Genomic DNA, 16,200 nt, shown 5'->3' on the forward strand with positions numbered 1-16,200 from the left:
TTCACGATGCTCATGACTTCCGCAGCTCCAGGGTGCAGCACTTCACGCCACCGCCACCGAGCAGCAGCTCGGAGAGGTCAACTCCGATGGGGTTGTAGCCGCGCTCGCGCAGCTGACGTTCGAAGCCAACAGCGCGCTTCGCGATGACGACGTTGTACCCGTCGGAGATCGAGTTGAGGCCGAGAATAGAGGCGTCCTCCTCACTGACGAGAATGGCATCCGGGTATCGATCCTGGAGGATCAAAAGGGATTTCGCGTCGAAAGCGCTCGGCAGGTAGGCGATGTTGGCGCCCCGGTCTCCCGTGAGCGGGTCGAGCACCGCGATCGCTGTGTCGAGGTGGTAGAAACTCGGGTTGACGAGGTTCAGGGTGACGACCTCGCGGCCGTACAGTGCGGCGACCTCGCTGTGGCTCTTCGACTCACTCCGGAAACCCGTGCCGGCCAGGATTGTGTCGCCGACCAGGAGGAAATCACCCTCACCCTCATTGATGTTCTCGGGAACCCGCACGTCGAAGCCCTGCTCGCGGAACCAGTCCATGTATGCGGGTCCCTCCGGCATGCGCTCGGGGAAGGTGAAGCTCGCGCCGTACGCGATGTTGTCGATCACGAAACCACCGTTCGCCGAGTAGACCATGTCAGGCAGGCCCTCGACGGGATCGATCAGGTGGACGTCGTGGCCGAGCCCGACGTAAGTGTCGTACAGCACCTGCCACTGCGCGAGTGCCTTGGCGGTGTCGGTTGGGTTCGCCGGCTCCATCCACGGGTTGATCTTGTACGAGACCGTGAAGTGTTCAGGGCGGCACATCAGGTAGCTGCGGGTCGTTGGGACGCGGCGCTGCTCCGGTGCCTGCGTCAGGGTGTCGATGTTCGTCATGCTGGTTCCCGTCAGGAAAGCGGCGGACGGTGTCCTGGTTGGCCAGCAGCTCGCGGGTCGCGAACCGGCAGGCACGCCGTGCTCCCAGTGTGGCACGCAGCCCCGAAATCTTGTCTGCAGTTCAGCGCATGAATGCTGCGTGAATTCTCGCTCAGACGCAAGAATCGGGCGTAGACTGCGGCCATGGACAACCTCGACCGCGGCATTATCGACCTGCTGAGGCAGAACGCCCGCGCCGGATACGGCGATATCGGGCAGGAGATCGGCCTGTCGGCCTCGGCCGTGAAGAGGCGCGTTGACCGGCTGACAGCGGATGGAGTCATCCGCAGCTTCACGGTGCAGGTGGACCCGGCTGTCGACGGCCTGCACACCGAGGCCTACGTTGAGATTTTCTGTCGCGGCACCGTTGCGCCGGATGAGCTCCTCCGAATACTGGCGGATGTTCCCGAGGTCATTGATGCAGGCACGGTCACGGGAAGCGCGGACGCCATCGTCCACATGCGCTCACGTGACATCCCCAGTTTGGAAGCGGCACTTGAGCGGGTTCGCCGTGCGCCGCACGTTGATCACACCCGCAGCGCCATCGTCCTGTCGCGGCTGATCTCCCGCGCCGTCGACTAGGCGGGCGTCTCAGACGGCGGTCGCCTTCGTCGGGGTTCTTTCGAGTGACACTTATGGCCGGTTACCCCGCCACGCACCCATCACATCTGTCACTCGAGCGCGCACCAGGCCCACGGCGGCTCTGGACCCGGCCGCGGTGATGTGCACGCGCGTTAACTGAAGCAAGGCCACCCCGTCGGTGACGGTGTGGCCTTGCTGCTGTCGTCAAGTCGGGCTCAGCGAGCCCTTAGACGAAGTTCAGGGAAGAAGCTAGATGCTCTTCTTGCCGGTGACGACGCGGAGCAGCCAGGCGATGATTGCCAGAACGAGGAGCACGACGCCGACCCACAGGAGGAAGTTGAGGGACTGGACGAAGCCACCGGTGACAAGAAGGATGATGGCGATGATTGCGACCACTACAAGGAGAATGTTCATGTCTACGACCGTAACAGCGCCCCACGTTTGGGTGCCAGAAAGCCCCGGGGCCTTGACTCCTAACCCTCGTAGCTGGTAACAGGGTGTGAGTTAGGTGAGTTTTCGCCGCGAAGCTCGAGGGAGAACACCGTGGTCACCATCGTGAAAGCCGCGGATCTGCGCATCGGCAGCGGGAGGACGGCGCGCTTCGAGGGGGTGGCGCACGACTCGGGGGTCTCGTTCTACCTTGTCGACAACGACCCTGGGCAGGGGCCCGGATTGCACAAGCACCCGTACACCGAGACCTGGCTGGTGCAGTCGGGGTCAGTGACCATCACGGTCGGTGACGAGACGGTCGACGCCGCGGGCGGCGACATCCTCACGGTTCCGGCTCACACACCGCACAAGTTCATCAACTCAGGACACGGTTCGCTGCACATGGTGTGCATCCACGCGTCACCGGCGATGATTCAGGAAAACCTCGAATGACCGAACGGATGCCGCTGGTGCAGCGAACGCGACAGGAACGTCGAGACGCTGCCCATGGCATCCGTTCGAAATAACTACGAGATAAAAGAGAGCAACGCCTCGGTGACCTCGTCGGCATGAGTCCAGAGCAGACCGTGCGGCGCTCCGTCGATCTCAATGTACGTTGCATCGGGCAGGAGCTTGGCGAAGGGTCGCCCCGTCGAATCGATCGGCAGGATACGGTCGGCTGTGCCGTGCACGATGAGCGTTGGGACGTCGATCTTTGCGATGTCGCCACGGAAGTCGGAGTACCAGGTGGGCACGACGGCGGATGCTGCGAACCAGGAGCCTGCGACGGCCACGTTCCAGCTGCCGCGGACGGCCGCTTCGCTGATGCGCGAACCGAGGTTCTCGTCGAGGTTGTAGAAGTTGGAGAAGAAGTCGTCGAACCAGCCGTAGCGATCGCCGGTTGCGGCCGTTTCGATCTCGTCGAACACGCTCTGCGCAACACCGGTGGGGTTGTCGTCGGCGTGGAGCAGGAACGGCTGCAGCGAGGCGAGGAACACGGCCTTGGCGACGCGCTTCGAGCCGTGGGTGCCGAGGTAGCGGGCCACCTCGCCTGTGCCCATCGAGAAGCCGACGAGGATCGCGTCGTGAAGGTCGAGAGTTTCGAGCAGCGTGTTCAGGTCAGCGGTGAACGTGTCGACGTCGTAGCCGATGGTGGGCTGGTCTGACTGGCCGAACCCGCGGCGGTCGTAGGTGATCACGCGGTATCCGGCGTTGAGGAGGGCAGCGGACTGTTTCTCCCAGGAGTGGCCGTCGAGCGGGTAACCGTGGATGAGGACGACGGGCTGCCCAGAGCCATGGTCCTCGTAGTACAGGTTGATGTCCGTTGAGTTCTCTGTTCCGACCGAAATGAAGCTCATTCGCGTATCTCCGTTTCCTCTTGCCGCCGTGCGGCACCGAACTGGTTATAGCGATGGTGACACGCTTCTCGGGCCACGACCAGCACGCCGATGGCAGACTGAGGTGCGGCGGTCGAGTCCGCCACCGGAAGGAACCGCCCACATGCCCGATGCCGGAGATCTCAAGCAACTTCGAGCCCTCACCGACGAGTTCACGCGGTTCATGCTGTCGTACAAGTTCGCTGTCGACGAGATGATGACGAAGATCAACATCCTCAGGGAAGAGTTTTCTCACCGGCACGACTACAGCCCGATCGAGCACGTGAGTTCGCGACTCAAGTCGCCGGACAGCATTCTGGCCAAGGCCGCTCGGAAGGGTTGCGAGCTGACGCTGGCAGGCATCCGTTCAGATCTTCATGACATTGCCGGTATTCGGGTGACCTGCAGCTTCATTTCTGACACCTACAAGATTTTCGACATGATCGCAGCGCAGCGGGATGTCACTGTGCTGCAGGTGCGCGACTACATCAAGGAGCCCAAGCCGAACGGCTACAGGAGCCTGCACATGATCGTCGAGGTGCCGGTGTTTTTGTCGGACCACGTCGAGCAAGTGAAGGTGGAAATCCAGATCCGCACGATTGCCATGGATTTTTGGGCAAGCCTCGAGCACAAGATCTATTACAAATACAACCGCGCCGTGCCCGAGCGCCTGCTCGCCGAGCTGCGTGACGCTGCCCTGGCCGCGGGCTCACTTGACGTGAGAATGGAGCGGCTGCACGACGAGGTGATCGCTCTCCGCGATCTGGGCGGCGCCGACGACGGTGTGATGGACGCGCGCGACATCGGCCGGGCAGGCGTGCCGGAGGCGCTGCTTCGGATGCTCGCCGTCTCGCGGTCGGCCGAGTAACGCCTACGGGCGCAGTTCGGCCAGGAACCCGGTCTCGAGTGCGACCCACACTGTGCCGTCCTGAGCAACCGCGAGCCCGTGCGGCTCACTGTTCGGCGTCGGCAGGTCGATCACCGCGATCGTTCCGTCTGCGGCGATGAAGCCCAACTGGTTCGAGCCCCACAGGGTGAACCAGCACCCACCGTCCGGGTTCGCGACGATGGCGTGCGGCTTGCTCTCGCGATCCGGCAACTCGAACTCGGTGAGCTCTCCATTGCGGTCGATTCGTCCGATCTGGCCTGCGGCGATTTCGGTAAACCAGGCGGCAGCATCCGTTGCAACAGTGATGCCAACCGGGCCTGCTCCATGGGTCGGGAGCTGTGTGAGGGCCACTGCCGAGTTGCCTCCGCGGATGTAGCCGACCGCGTTGGCTGCGTTGAGGGTGAACCAGACGCTCTCGCCGGAGACGGCGATCATCGACGGGGTGCCGTGCTCGACACCGGCTGTGAACTCCGCGACGCGGCCCAGAATGTCGATACGGCCGATCGAGTCCGTGGTCATTTCGGTGAACCACACCTCGCCGGAGTCGGCGGAGGCGACACCGAAGGGGCGCGCGTTCGCGGTTGGCACAGCGGTTTCGGCCCGGACGCCTTCTGGTCCGACCCGGATTATGCGGTTGAGCGCTGAATCGGTGACCCAGACGGAGTCTTCGGTTGCCACGGCGGGGAGCGATGGCTCGGAGCCTTTGCCGAGCGGAATTGTGGTGAAGCTGCCGTCGGGGTCGCGGCGCACCAGGGCCGATCCGCGGATGAGCGTGACCCACACCGCACCGTCATCTGTGATGGCGACACCGTACGGAGCGGCCTCCGCAGCGGAGATCCGGTGTTCGGAGAACTGCATGGGCTCGGTCATGATTCCAGCCTATGCGTCTGTGCTTCCCGTGGATCACTTCCTGCGTGCTTGCCGCGACCAGGTTTGTATTGCTACGTTGAGAGGCGGTTCGTTCAGCGCAGCGACCACACAACAGCGAGGACCCCATGCCGCACACGTTTACTCTCGACGCCTCGGTGTCAACGCCACCGTTTGAGCAACTTCGGGTGCAGGTCATCGACGCTGTGCGCGATGGCTCTCTGGTGCCGGGAGACAAAATGCCCACGGTGCGCAACCTCGCCGCCGAGCTCGGAATCGCGGCGAACACCGTCGCTCGCGCCTACCGCGAGCTCGAGCGCGATGACGTCATCGAGACCCGCGGTCGCAATGGCACATTCGTCTCGGCCGTTGGCGACCCAACGCACCAGCAGGCGCAGTTGGCCGCAGTGGCATACGCTGACCGGGTGAAATCGCTCGGCATTCCCGCCGACGACGCCCTGTCGATCGTCACGGCGGCCCTGGGCATCCGCGCCTGATCAGCGCACGGGGGAATCGTCCACTACCGTCGGGTTGCGGATGCCGACGAACGAGATCACTCCTCCGAGGATCATGGCGATTGCTGTCGCGATCATCGCCCGGTGGAAACCCGCGAGGTCGAGCACAGTGCCAAGAATGAGGCCAGCGCAGGCAACGGCCACGAGGCCGGCCACACGGGCAACGGCGTTGTTGATGGCTGAGCCGATGCCGGCTTGCGACTCGTCGATCGCGCCGAGGATGGCGCTCGTGAGCGGTGCGACCGTGATCGAGAGGCCGATACCGAAGATCACGAGCCCCGGCAGCAGTTCGAGCCAGTAGTTCACTCCGGAGTCGACGGCGAGCATGAGCAGAAATCCGAGGCCACCGACGATCGGGCCAACCGTCATGAACATGCGCGGTCCGACGCGGCCAGCCCACGCGCCAATTCGGCTCGAGAGAAAAAGCATCACCAGGGTCGGTGGAAGCGTGGCAATTCCGGCCAGCGTTGCGGGCCAACCGGCGACCTGTTGCAGGTAGATGGCGATCACGAAGAAGCCGAGCCCCAGGGCGCCGTAGATGAATACGGTGGCGATGTTGCCAGCCGAGAAGTTGCGGGACTCAAACAGCGAGAGCGGCATCATCGGGTCGCGTGTTCGGCCTTCCCACCAGAGGAAGGCGGCGAACGCGATCACACCAACGAGGAGTGGAACCCAGACGACAGGGCTCGTCCAGCCGAACCTGGCCTGTTCAATCAGGGCGAACACCGGCCCGCCGAGTCCGATGGCACCGAGGATCGCACCGATCACATCCACCCGTGGCCGCCGCGTTGTCCGCTCGGGATCCTTTCCCATTCTGGTCAGCAGTACGAGAGTCACCGCGATGGGAATCACGTTAATCCCGAAGACGAGCCGCCAACTGACCGTGTCGACGAGCAATCCGCCGATGAGCGGCCCGACGATCATGGCCGTGCCTGTCCACGCCGTCCAGGTACCGATGGCCCTGGCCTGCGCCTGCCCCGAGAAGGTTGAAATGATGATCGCCAGCGAACTCGGCACAAGAAGCGCGGCGGTCGCGCCCTGCAGCGCTCGCACGAAAATGAGGAACTCGGCACTCGGGGCGATGGCACAGAGGAGAGAGGTAGCCCCGAATCCAACCAGTCCGATCGCGAGGATGCGAACCCGGCCGAAGGCATCCGACAGGGAACCAGCGAGAAGGATAAACGCGCCAAGTGTGAGCAGATACGCATCGACGACCCACTGCTGAACCGGAAGACCGCCGCCGAATTCGCGGGTGATGGCTGGCAGCGCAACGTTGATGATGGTGCCGTCGAGAAACGCGACGAATGACGCCAGAATCGCGACGAGAAGAACTATGCGCTGGGTGGCGGAGTCGGTTCGAGGGGCGGATGCCATTGAACAAGTATGCTCCGGAGCGCACCGACCCGGGAGGGCCGATAACGGGAGGGCAGGAAGCCCACCCGCTCGTCTTTTCGGGGCGAGGTGGTAGTACCGAGCACCCCTTGCCGCTCTCTCTCCCGCGGAGTAAGCATGGGGAAGTCCGGATCCCATGCTGAGAATCACGGATCGACCGGTTCATTGACGGAGGTCAGGATGCGCCGAGCAAGGCGAATCGGCATCGCGCTCACCGCTGCGGCCATCGTTGTCTGTGGCAGTGGTTGCAGCACAGCCACCGACGCGGCGAGCGCTCAACTCTGCGACGAACCATCGTCGACCCCGACGGTCGAGGACCCCTCAACGCGTCCCCTCGCCTTCAGCTCGAACCGCGCCGACAGCTTCGACCTGTGGCTGATGGGAGCGGATGGCACGGATCCGGTCCAGCTGACCACCGCCGATGGTGTCGAGGGGATGGCGTCGTGGTCACCCGACGGTACTCAATTGCTCTTCCTGTCGGCCGTCGACACGGAGAGCAACGGCGACGTCTGCGTGATCAACGCCGACGGAACAGGGCTCAAGAACCTCACCAGCACCCCGGACGTCTACGAGACCACGCCGTCATGGTCGCCAGACGGCTCCGAGATCGTCTACGGGACCTGGAAAGGCAAGGCTCACGAACTGCACGTGATGGACAGCACCGGGAAACGCAGCCATCGAATCACATCCAACGGTAATTGGCCCAGCTGGTCTCCGGATGGCGAGCTCATCGTCTTCAGCGCCAGTCGCGGTTCTTCAGCGCAGGACCTCTGGACGGTGAATCGAGACGGAAGCGACAAGGCGCTACTGGCCGATGGCGACAGTGAACTTACCGAGCCTGCGTGGTCGCCGGATGGACGAACAATCGCGTACGTCTCGGTGGGCAGTGAGGAAACCGAAGAGGACATCTTCATCATGCCTGCCGGCGGCGGATCAGATCGTCGAGTCGCGGCCCTCCCCGGCAACGATCACTGGCCTCCGGCCTGGTCGCCAGACAGTATGCAGCTCGCCTTCACAGCGGACGGTACCGATCTGGTTGGCGAGATCGTCGTGGTTGACCTGAGGACCCGAGAAACCACGAATCTGACCAACCACGAGTCGCACGACGCGTTCCCAGCGTGGCGACAATAGCGACTTCGCTCTATTTAGAGGGTTCGGGTGGCTCCGGCGTGATGCGGAGACCGGCAGGTGAGTTCGCCAGCCGGACCAGCTCTTCGACCCAGGCACGATTCAGACGTGGTTCCCTGCTGCCGACAAAGTCGAACTGCAGGGGGATCGCCGGGTGGATCCAGATAGAACTGTGTCCGCTGCCAGACGCAACGGTGTACTCCCAGGAGAACGAGAAGCTCTCACCGCGGCGCACCTTGGAGAGGATGACGACCTTGAGGTGCGCGAGCACCCTGTCGTCGAAATCGACCGAAATGGACGGTGTGCCGTAAATGAACTTGCCCAACGTCTACTCCCCTAGCCCAGCGTCGATTTCGTGCATGACGGCATTGAAGTCGTCCGCGGTGTTGCCTGCGTCCGCCGATTGTTCGACCATGCCGTGGATGCCAACCTGCGGCATGTCAGGAACCGGAAAACGCGCGGCCTCTTCCTCCGCACTGACGCCGCCAACGTCTGCGACGTCAAACTGGCTGGCCTGGCTGAGAAGAAACTCGTGCACCGTGACTTCGCCGTTGGCTTCAAGAACCGGGATGTTCACCGTGACGCTGTTCTCCGCGTCGGCCACCGTGGTGGTGTACTGGAGAAGCGCTGCCGTGATGGCGTTGCCCGTCACAATGGACCCACCGCTGTAAGTAATGCGCTTCATTCTTCCGACAGTAGCCCACGAAAAATTTACCGCCACACCCCTCGACCCGTGCCGGTGCGCGTGCTACGCCCGCCCCCAATCATGGCCAGGCGCACGTCGAAGAGGCCGCTCGGATCGCGGCTAAATGACCTCTTCGCTCCACGGATCGGGGTTTCCGAACCGGTGCGCCGTGATCGAAATCGCCTGCTCGTGCAGGAACGGAAGCAACTCGATCCGGCCAGACTGCGTCACAGCTCCCGAGTAGATCGCGAGATCCGGGTTGCCCTCGGCGGCCACAGCGAGCGCCGAGTGCAACGACCGCCGCGCCTCAGCGCTTCCGACGAGTCGCACCCGGCCAGCATCGGCGTCGACTTTCGACGCTCGCGCGATCCATTCAGCATCCGTTTCAACAGAAACGGGTACGAGCAGGTCGCCGAGCACTCCGCGAATCGCGGAGGGCAGACCGGATGCCACGCTCAGCGTGAACTTGGACCGCGAACGCACCGCAGAAATCACCACTCGAAGCACCTCACCGAGGTCGGCGTCGGCCGTGGCGCGCACCGCGACGGGCACCGGGCGGTAGCGGAACAGGTTGCGTTCAACTCCGAGCGCCGAGGCGTCCTTCACCTCGCCGTACTCATTGCCCCAGGCGATGGCATCCGAGAGGGCGGACCGACGCAGCACATCGAACTCTTCGTAACCGAGCGACGGCTGTGCCGACTCGATGATGCGGGTGACCCGAGAATCGAGTCCTCGCAGGTGCAGCGTCTTGCTGCTTGAACCGGAGTCGGGCAGCCATGAGCCCAGCGTCATCAGGTAGTTGGGGCCGCCGGCCTTCGCGCCGGCACCAACAGCGGACCGCTTCCAGCCACCGAACGGCTGACGCTGCACGATGGCGCCAGTGATGCCACGGTTGACGTAAAGGTTGCCCGCTTCGATGGTGCTGAGCCACTCGTCGAGGTCATCGGCATCCTGCGTGTGCAGCCCGCTCGTCAGCCCATAGTCGATGGCGTTCGTATAGCGGATGGCCTCGGTGAGGTTCGGAGCGTGCATGACACCGAGCACTGGGCCGAAGAACTCGGTCAGGTGGAAGTACGAGCCCGGCGCGACATCACCGCGAATTCCCGGCGACCAGAGCTTGCCTGTGTCATCGAGCTGCCGCGGCTTGACCAGCCATTTCTCGCCAACGCCGAGTTCGGTGAGAGCGTGCAGCAGCTTGCCGTTCGCCGGCTCGATGATCGGGCCCATCTGGCTGGTGGGGTCGTCCGGGTAACCAACACGAAGCGACGTCGCCGCGTCGATGAGCTGACGCCGGAACCTGTCGCTCTTCGCGACAGACCCGACCAAAATCACGAGGCTTGCCGCCGAGCACTTCTGCCCGGCGTGGCCGAACGCGCTCTTCACAACGTCGGCCGCAGCGAGGTCGAGGTCAGCACTCGGCGTGACGATGATGGCGTTCTTGCCGCTCGTCTCGGCGTGCAGGTTGAGCTCCGGCCGCCAGGAACGGAACAGCTTCGCGGTCTCCCACGCACCGGTGAGGATCACCCGGTCGACAGCCGGGTGCGACACCAGCTGTTTGCCGAGCCCGCCTTCGTCGAGCGAGACGAGGGTCAGCAACTCCTGCGGAATGCCGGCTTCCCAGAGCGCCTCAACCATCACTGCCGCTGAGCGACGGGCCTGGTGCGCCGGCTTGATCACGACGGCAGACCCAGCGGCGAGCGCTGCAAGCACCCCTCCGGCTGGGATCGCCACAGGGAAGTTCCACGGCGGTGTGACGACGGTGAGCTGCGACGGCACGAAGCGTGCGCCACGAATGGCGTCGAGCTCGCGCGCCTTGGCGGCGTAGTAGTGGGCGAAGTCAATCGCTTCGCTGACTTCGGGGTCGGCCTCGGCGATGGTTTTTCCGGTTTCGGATGCCATGACCTCGATCAGGCGGTCACGGTTTGCGGCGAGCGCGAAACCGGCACGGTCGAGAAGTGCTGCACGTTCTGCCGCTGGCGTTGCCCCCCAGGCAGCACCACGGGCGCGGACTCCCTCAAGGATGAAGTCGAGCGTTGCCGCGTCGGTGACCGTGCACGCGTCGATGGTCGCCATGCCGAGCTCGCTGCCAGGGACACGCGCGAGGATCCGGCGACCCCACGCCCGGTTGGCCGGGAGCGCCGGGTCGGTGTCCCGGGTGTTGACGAAGCCGGGCGCACCGAGATCGGTCGCCGGAATGGTGTTGAGGGTCGTGGTGTCGAACACCCGAACCGTGTCGAACGGAGACTCGGCCTTCGACGCACGCGAGAGCCCGAGCACCTGCTGGGTCATCCCGATTTCTTCCTCGTCGGCGATGGCCCTTGTGAACGACTGCTCGGCCATCGCACCGGTCTTACCCGGCGACAGCTCCTCAACGGGCGCGATTGTCCATTCGGTCTCGCGGTTCTGCGTGCGGCGAGGCGAAGGAACGTCGTGCGCCGTGGCATCCAGCGCCTGTGCACTCGCAAGGAAACGGCGCTTCTCCCGCTCGAACAGCGCCGTGTTCGTGGTCAGCTCGAACACCGCAGACATGAAGTTCTCCTGCGACGCGTTCTCCTCGAGGCGGCGGATCAGGTAGCTGATTGCGACGTCGAACTCTCGCGGGTTGACGACCGGTGTGTAGAGCAGCAGGTTGCCGACGTCGCGCTTCACTGCAGCGGCCTGACCCGTGGCCATGCCGAGCAGCATCTCGAAGTCGACACCGCCGGTCACTTCGCGCTTTTGCGCGAGCAGCCAGGCGAAAGCGAGGTCGAAGAGGTTGTGTCCTGCGACACCGATGCGAACGTTCCGAGTGCGTTCGGGGCTCAGCGCCCACATCAGCACCCGCTTGTAGTTGGTGTCTGTGTCTTGCTTCACGTTGTACGGCGCTGTGGGCCAGTCGTGGATCTTGGCCTCGACGCCCTCCATGGCGAGGTTCGCACCCTTGACCAGACGTACCTTGATGGCGGCACCGCCTGCGGCAACCCGCTGAGCCGCCCAGTCCTGCAACGTCTGCATCGCCGACAGGGCGTCGGGCAGGTAGGCCTGCAGCACGATTCCGGCCTCGAGCTTGCGCAGCTTGTGCTGGTCGAGCACCCGCATGAACACCGCGAGGGTGAGGTCGAGGTCGCGGTATTCCTCCATGTCGAGGTTGATGAATTTTGGTGAAGCGGATGCTGCCGCCAACTCATACAGCGGAGTCAAACGTTCCACAATCCGCTCGACTGCCTCGTCGAACGACCACATGGACAGCTGCGAGACGATCGCCGACACCTTGATCGAGACGTAGTCGACGTCATCGCGGGCGAGGAGGTCGCGGGTTCCCTCGTAGCGGTTGTGCGCCTCGTGCTCACCGAGGACAGCCTCACCGAGCAGGTTGAGGTTGAGCCGGGAGCCGCCCTCCCGCAGGTGCGCGATGGCCGGGCCGAGCTTCTCAGGGGTGGCGTCGACGACCAGGTGCCCAACCATGTTGCGGAGCACACGTCTGGCGATCGGAATGACGACGCCGGGGATCACTGGCCCGAGAACTCCGCCGGCCGCGATGGCCGCCTTGAGGTACCAGGGCAGGAACGCGGGCGTGAGTTTCGCGACCCGTTGCAGGTTGTAGCCGGCCACAAAAAGGTCTTCTGGGCGCATGACGCCGTCGACGAAGCCGACGGTGAAGGCGAGTCCGTTGGGATCTTTCAGGACTTCGGCGAGTCGCTGGGCGGCGGGATCGACGGGAGCATCAGCGCTCTCGGTCACCCACTTTTGAGCGAGGACAATGGCGTCGGCGGCGAGCTGGGTGGCGCTGAGCTCAGCGCCGGCCGAGGTGTGAGGCATGATCACGAGACTATTCCCTCTTGCGTGGGTGAGAAGTGAGCTGCACGCGGGTTGCGTCAACTCCCAGTTTTAGTGTGAGCCCGATCGTTCATCCAGAAAAGTGAATCTTTCTTACCGGTATTCATCGGATTTTCTGATGGATAGGCTGGGCCGCATGCTCGACATGAGACGGCTCCGCCTGCTGCGCGAAGTACAGTTGCGCGGCACGCTGGCCGGAGTTGCCGAAGCACTCGCCTTCAGCCCGTCCTCGGTGTCACAGCAGCTGGCCCAGCTTGAGCGCGAGGCAGGCGTGAAGCTGCTGCAGAAGAGTGGCCGTCGGGTGCAACTCACTCCGCAGGGCGAACTGCTCGCCGCCCGTGCGGCCGAACTTCTCGACGGGCTCGAGCGGGCAGAGGCCGAGCTCGCCACGTCCCTCGATGCGGTGATCGGCACGGTGCGGCTGGCCGTGTTCCAGTCCGCCGCGCACGCCGTTATCCCCGAGGCGCTTTCCCTGCTTCGGGTTGAGCACCCGCAGCTCCGGGTCGAGATCGTCGAGCGCGAGCCCGAGGCCGGCCTCTTCGACCTGGCCGCTCGGGACTTCGACCTGGTCCTGGCCGAGCAGTACCCGGGCCACACCCGACCGCACCTGCCCGATCTCGATCGTGAGTTTCTCGCAACCGATGCCCTCCGACTTGCCGTACCAACGGCATCCGCTATTTCTACATTGACGGATGCCACGGACCTCCCGTTTGTGATGGAACCGGAGGGCACCGTGGCGAGGTTGTGGTCGACGCAGCTCTGTCGCGCTGCCGGGTTCGAACCAGACGTGCGGTTCGAAACGGCCGACCTCATCGCGCACATTCGGTTGATCGAATCGGGCAACGCCGTCGGGATGCTGCCCGATCTGGTGTGGGCCGGACGCGAACCGGCGCTGCGCCTTGTCGACCTGCCGGGGACTCCGGCGCGTACCGTGTTCACCTCGGCGCGGCGGGTGAGTGCCGCCCGGCCGGCGGTCACCGCGGTGCGGAGTGCGCTGGCGCGGGCGACCGGGTTCCTAGTCGCGGACTGATCCACGAGCTGCTGTGCGTGCCCCAGCCCGAGCATGGGCCGAGGCGCCTCACCCTTGCCATTGCGTGCCTCGCCCTTGCCACGAGGCGCCTCTCAGCGAGCCACGAGCCGCGAGGTGCCTCTCACCGAGCCACGAGTTGCTGACTATGTGACCCTTTCGAGGCGGTCAACCCCGCAATTGCAGCACCTCGCGGGCACCGACTGCCTCAGCGCGCAGCGAGCTGCATCACCCAGCCGCGAGTTGCCGGGTATGAGGCGCTTCTGAGGCAGTCAACCCCGCAAACTCAGCACCTCGCGAGGTGCTGAGTTTGCGATTCCTTCCGGCACGCAACCCCGCAACTTCAGCGTCTCGCGGGCGCCGCGACGGGCGTTACGCCACCCGACACGGATGCCACGTGACAGCACCTCCGAAGGACAGCACACTTGAGCCATGGACATCCTCTTCGTCGCCGGCTTCTCGCCCATCGTCGCCGACCCGAACGCCTCCCGATCCTTCTACGGCGATGTGCTCGGCGTGCAGTTCGAGAAGAAGATGGACGACTACAGCTACACCCATGAGCTTGCAGGCGTGAAACACCTCGGCCTGTGGCCGCTCGCCGAGGCCGCCGAGACCTGCTTCGGCACTCCGACCTGGCCGGCGCACATCCCTGTGCCGCAAGCCACCATCGAGTTCGAGGTCGCCGACGTTGCCGTCGCGGAGCGCGAGCTTCGCGAGAAAGGGCTGGCCCTCATCCACGGCACGCGGCTTGAGCCGTGGGGCCAGGTCACCGCACGCCTCCTGAGCCCGGAGGGGCTTCTGGTCGGGCTGGTGTCGACACCGTGGCTGACCACGGGCGAATAGTCGCCTATCCCAGAGCGCCCGTGACAGAATCGGCCGCATGACGACACCGGGAACGTACGACGCCATTCTCGTCGGCGGGGGCCACAACGGCCTCGTCGCTGCCGCCTATCTGGGCAAGGCAGGCAAGCGGGTGCTGCTGCTCGAGCGGCTCGACGTTCTCGGCGGCGCCGCGATCTCAGCGCAGGCCTTCGACGGCGTCGAGGCGTGGCTGTCGCGCTACTCGTACCTCGTCAGCCTGTTGCCGCAGCGCATCATCGACGATCTCAAACTCGACATCACCCTGGTGCGGCGCAGGTACTCGTCGTACACGCCGGACCCGACCGATCCGACGCGAGGTCTGCTCGTCGACAACGACGATGCGGCCGCGACGAGAGCATCGTTCGATCGCATCGGCGCCCCCGGTGATGAGTTCGACCTGTTCACCCAGTTCTACGAGCACTGCCGACGGCTCACCCAGGCGCTCTGGCCCACGATGACCGCGCCGCTGCTCACTCGCTCGGAAGCCAAACGACTGGTCACAGAGGCCGGAGGCGCGAGCGAGTGGGAGGCGATGATCGAGACGCCGATCGGTGAGGTGATCTCACGGCACCTGCAGAACGACCTCGTTCGCGGCGTCGTCTTCACCGACGCCCTTATCGGCACCTTCGCCAGGGCCCACGACGCCGACCTGCAGCAGAACATCTGCTTCCTCTACCACCTGATCGGCGGAGGCACAGGCGACTGGGACGTCCCCGTCGGCGGGATGGGCGCAGTGTCGGCCGAGCTTGCCCGCGCTGCCCGCGACGCCGGCGCCACCCTGGTCACGAACGCCGAGGTCACTTCCGTTTCCCCCGACGGCGTCGTTCGGTACCGTCACGGCGGCGCCGAGCACGAGGCGCGCGCCGACTGGATCCTCTCCAACGTGGCCCCTGCCGTGCTCGATCGGTTGCTCGTCGCCGGCACCACCGTCAGCCACGGGCGCGAGCAACTCGCGGCGGGCGAGCCCTCTGTCGGCGTCTTCGAGGCGCACCCGTTCGGCATCGGCACCGCAGCGACATCCAAACCCAACACCTCCCGCGAGGGCGCCCAGGTCAAGGTGAACCTCCTGCTGAAGCGCCTGCCGCAACTGCGTGATGCAAACGTCACCCCCGAAGCCGCGTTCGGCGGCACCTTCCACATCCACGAGTCGTGGTCCGAACTCGACGCGGCATACCTGACCGCCGCCGGGGGTGGCATCCCGAGCCCGCTGCCCTGCGAGATCTACTGCCATTCCGTCGCCGACCCGACCATCCTCTCCCCCGAACTGCGCGAGGCAGGAGCGCACACCCTCACCGTCTTCGGCCTGCACACGCCGGCGCGGCTCGTCACCGACGCGAATAACGACGAGATGCGCGCTCGCCTGCAGGCAGCCGTGCTGGTGTCGCTGAATTCGGTGCTGGCCGAACCGATTGAAGACCTTTTATTGACGGATGCCACGGGGCGGCCCTGTATCGAAACCAAGACCACTCGAGACATCGAGCGTGCGGTCGGGATGCCGCTCGGCAACATCTTTCACGGTGGGCTCGACTGGCCGTTCGCCGAGGACGATGCCCGGCTCAACACCCCGGCCGAGCGCTGGGGCGTGGCGACGGCGCACCCGCGAGTGCTGGTTTGCGGATCGGGAGCGCGCCGCGGTGGAGCCGTCTCGGGAATCGGCGGGCACAACGCCGCGATGGCGCTGCTCGAGAGCGAGTAGCTCCGTCCCCGCGACCGGAGCGGG

16 protein-coding genes are annotated in these 16,200 nt (G+C 64.8%); 8 read left to right on the top strand and 8 right to left on the bottom strand.

Annotation, left to right across the window (positions count from 1 at the left end; translation table 11 throughout):
• Nucleotides 1–10: 10 nt before the first annotated feature.
• Complete coding sequence (ddaH, locus tag D9V28_RS06600; protein WP_121658960.1) at nucleotides 11–874, bottom strand: dimethylargininase; 864 nt, start codon at nucleotides 872–874, stop codon at nucleotides 11–13.
• Between the two features lie 183 nt (nucleotides 875–1,057).
• On the opposite strand from ddaH, the gene D9V28_RS06605 reads away from it, so the two are divergent.
• A complete protein-coding gene (locus tag D9V28_RS06605) occupies nucleotides 1,058–1,495 on the top strand; it encodes an Lrp/AsnC family transcriptional regulator (protein ID WP_121658961.1) in 438 nt (145 codons plus the stop codon).
• Nucleotides 1,496–1,744: 249 nt separating this feature from the next.
• Here D9V28_RS06605 and D9V28_RS16060 read toward each other — a convergent pair whose 3' ends face one another.
• The gene (locus D9V28_RS16060) at nucleotides 1,745–1,909 is read right to left on the bottom strand and encodes a hypothetical protein (RefSeq protein WP_183086453.1); all 165 of its coding nucleotides are present in this window, start codon (nucleotides 1,907–1,909) and stop codon (nucleotides 1,745–1,747) included.
• A 129-nt stretch (nucleotides 1,910–2,038) separates the two neighbouring features.
• On the opposite strand from D9V28_RS16060, the gene D9V28_RS06610 reads away from it, so the two are divergent.
• A complete protein-coding gene (locus tag D9V28_RS06610; RefSeq protein WP_121658962.1) occupies nucleotides 2,039–2,377 on the top strand; it encodes a cupin domain-containing protein in 339 nt (112 codons plus the stop codon).
• Nucleotides 2,378–2,451: 74 nt separating this feature from the next.
• Here the strand turns inward: D9V28_RS06610 and D9V28_RS06615 are convergent, their stop codons facing one another.
• Nucleotides 2,452–3,282 (bottom strand): alpha/beta fold hydrolase, encoded by an 831-nt coding sequence (locus D9V28_RS06615; RefSeq protein WP_121658963.1) that lies wholly within the window; start codon nucleotides 3,280–3,282, stop codon nucleotides 2,452–2,454.
• Nucleotides 3,283–3,424: 142 nt separating this feature from the next.
• Here D9V28_RS06615 and D9V28_RS06620 point away from each other — a divergent pair, with 142 nt between their 5' ends.
• Nucleotides 3,425–4,168 carry a GTP pyrophosphokinase gene (locus tag D9V28_RS06620; RefSeq protein ID WP_121658964.1) on the top strand — a complete coding sequence of 248 codons (744 nt, stop codon included), beginning with the start codon at nucleotides 3,425–3,427 and terminating at the stop codon, nucleotides 4,166–4,168.
• 3 nt (nucleotides 4,169–4,171) lie between these two features.
• On the opposite strand, the gene D9V28_RS06625 is transcribed toward D9V28_RS06620, so the two are convergent.
• Complete coding sequence (locus D9V28_RS06625) at nucleotides 4,172–5,059, bottom strand: Vgb family protein (protein ID WP_121658965.1); 888 nt, start codon at nucleotides 5,057–5,059, stop codon at nucleotides 4,172–4,174.
• Between the two features lie 125 nt (nucleotides 5,060–5,184).
• On the opposite strand from D9V28_RS06625, the gene D9V28_RS06630 reads away from it, so the two are divergent.
• Nucleotides 5,185–5,553 (top strand): GntR family transcriptional regulator, encoded by a 369-nt coding sequence (locus D9V28_RS06630; protein ID WP_121658966.1) that lies wholly within the window; start codon nucleotides 5,185–5,187, stop codon nucleotides 5,551–5,553.
• On the opposite strand, the gene D9V28_RS06635 is transcribed toward D9V28_RS06630, so the two are convergent.
• Entirely contained in the window at nucleotides 5,554–6,945 is a 1,392-nt protein-coding gene (locus D9V28_RS06635) for an MFS transporter (RefSeq protein WP_121658967.1), read from the bottom strand. It abuts the gene before it with no gap.
• Nucleotides 6,946–7,143: 198 nt separating this feature from the next.
• Between D9V28_RS06635 and D9V28_RS06640 the strand changes: the two genes are divergently transcribed.
• The gene (locus D9V28_RS06640) at nucleotides 7,144–8,094 is read left to right on the top strand and encodes a TolB family protein (protein ID WP_183086454.1); all 951 of its coding nucleotides are present in this window, start codon (nucleotides 7,144–7,146) and stop codon (nucleotides 8,092–8,094) included.
• A gap of 10 nt (nucleotides 8,095–8,104) precedes the next feature.
• Here D9V28_RS06640 and D9V28_RS06645 read toward each other — a convergent pair whose 3' ends face one another.
• The 3 genes from D9V28_RS06645 to D9V28_RS06655 all read right to left on the bottom strand — a co-directional run bounded on the left by D9V28_RS06645 (nucleotide 8,105) and on the right by D9V28_RS06655 (nucleotide 12,574).
• Nucleotides 8,105–8,416, bottom strand: coding sequence for a DUF7882 family protein (locus tag D9V28_RS06645; protein ID WP_121658969.1), 312 nt, complete (start codon nucleotides 8,414–8,416; stop codon nucleotides 8,105–8,107).
• A gap of 3 nt (nucleotides 8,417–8,419) precedes the next feature.
• Entirely contained in the window at nucleotides 8,420–8,776 is a 357-nt protein-coding gene (locus tag D9V28_RS06650; RefSeq protein ID WP_121658970.1) for a hypothetical protein, read from the bottom strand.
• 120 nt (nucleotides 8,777–8,896) lie between these two features.
• Nucleotides 8,897–12,574, bottom strand: a complete 3,678-nt coding sequence (locus tag D9V28_RS06655; RefSeq protein WP_121659666.1) for a proline dehydrogenase family protein — start codon at nucleotides 12,572–12,574, stop codon at nucleotides 8,897–8,899.
• Nucleotides 12,575–12,728: 154 nt separating this feature from the next.
• Here D9V28_RS06655 and D9V28_RS06660 point away from each other — a divergent pair, with 154 nt between their 5' ends.
• The 3 genes from D9V28_RS06660 (at nucleotide 12,729) to D9V28_RS06670 (ending at nucleotide 16,176) form a co-directional block, all read left to right on the top strand.
• Complete coding sequence (locus D9V28_RS06660) at nucleotides 12,729–13,622, top strand: LysR family transcriptional regulator (RefSeq protein ID WP_121658971.1); 894 nt, start codon at nucleotides 12,729–12,731, stop codon at nucleotides 13,620–13,622.
• 429 nt (nucleotides 13,623–14,051) lie between these two features.
• The gene (locus D9V28_RS06665) at nucleotides 14,052–14,462 is read left to right on the top strand and encodes a VOC family protein (RefSeq protein WP_121658972.1); all 411 of its coding nucleotides are present in this window, start codon (nucleotides 14,052–14,054) and stop codon (nucleotides 14,460–14,462) included.
• A 37-nt stretch (nucleotides 14,463–14,499) separates the two neighbouring features.
• Nucleotides 14,500–16,176 (top strand): phytoene desaturase family protein, encoded by a 1,677-nt coding sequence (locus D9V28_RS06670; RefSeq protein ID WP_121658973.1) that lies wholly within the window; start codon nucleotides 14,500–14,502, stop codon nucleotides 16,174–16,176.
• The last annotated feature ends 24 nt before the right edge of the window (nucleotides 16,177–16,200 follow it).

The sequence above is a fragment of the Mycetocola zhadangensis genome (assembly GCF_003668565.1).
In the GTDB taxonomy this organism is placed as follows: domain Bacteria; phylum Actinomycetota; class Actinomycetes; order Actinomycetales; family Microbacteriaceae; genus Mycetocola_A; species Mycetocola_A zhadangensis.

Coding starts and splice junctions, on each gene's coding strand:
- ddaH (WP_121658960.1), bottom strand. CDS start 874: ATGACGAACATCGACACCCTGACGCAGGCACCGGAGCAGCGCCGCGTC.
- D9V28_RS06605 (WP_121658961.1), top strand. CDS start 1,058: ATGGACAACCTCGACCGCGGCATTATCGACCTGCTGAGGCAGAACGCC.
- D9V28_RS16060 (WP_183086453.1), bottom strand. CDS start 1,909: ATGAACATTCTCCTTGTAGTGGTCGCAATCATCGCCATCATCCTTCTT.
- D9V28_RS06615 (WP_121658963.1), bottom strand. CDS start 3,282: ATGAGCTTCATTTCGGTCGGAACAGAGAACTCAACGGACATCAACCTG.
- D9V28_RS06620 (WP_121658964.1), top strand. CDS start 3,425: ATGCCCGATGCCGGAGATCTCAAGCAACTTCGAGCCCTCACCGACGAG.
- D9V28_RS06625 (WP_121658965.1), bottom strand. CDS start 5,059: ATGACCGAGCCCATGCAGTTCTCCGAACACCGGATCTCCGCTGCGGAG.
- D9V28_RS06630 (WP_121658966.1), top strand. CDS start 5,185: ATGCCGCACACGTTTACTCTCGACGCCTCGGTGTCAACGCCACCGTTT.
- D9V28_RS06635 (WP_121658967.1), bottom strand. CDS start 6,945: ATGGCATCCGCCCCTCGAACCGACTCCGCCACCCAGCGCATAGTTCTT.
- D9V28_RS06640 (WP_183086454.1), top strand. CDS start 7,144: ATGCGCCGAGCAAGGCGAATCGGCATCGCGCTCACCGCTGCGGCCATC.
- D9V28_RS06650 (WP_121658970.1), bottom strand. CDS start 8,776: ATGAAGCGCATTACTTACAGCGGTGGGTCCATTGTGACGGGCAACGCC.
- D9V28_RS06655 (WP_121659666.1), bottom strand. CDS start 12,574: ATGCCTCACACCTCGGCCGGCGCTGAGCTCAGCGCCACCCAGCTCGCC.
- D9V28_RS06660 (WP_121658971.1), top strand. CDS start 12,729: ATGCTCGACATGAGACGGCTCCGCCTGCTGCGCGAAGTACAGTTGCGC.
- D9V28_RS06665 (WP_121658972.1), top strand. CDS start 14,052: ATGGACATCCTCTTCGTCGCCGGCTTCTCGCCCATCGTCGCCGACCCG.
- D9V28_RS06670 (WP_121658973.1), top strand. CDS start 14,500: ATGACGACACCGGGAACGTACGACGCCATTCTCGTCGGCGGGGGCCAC.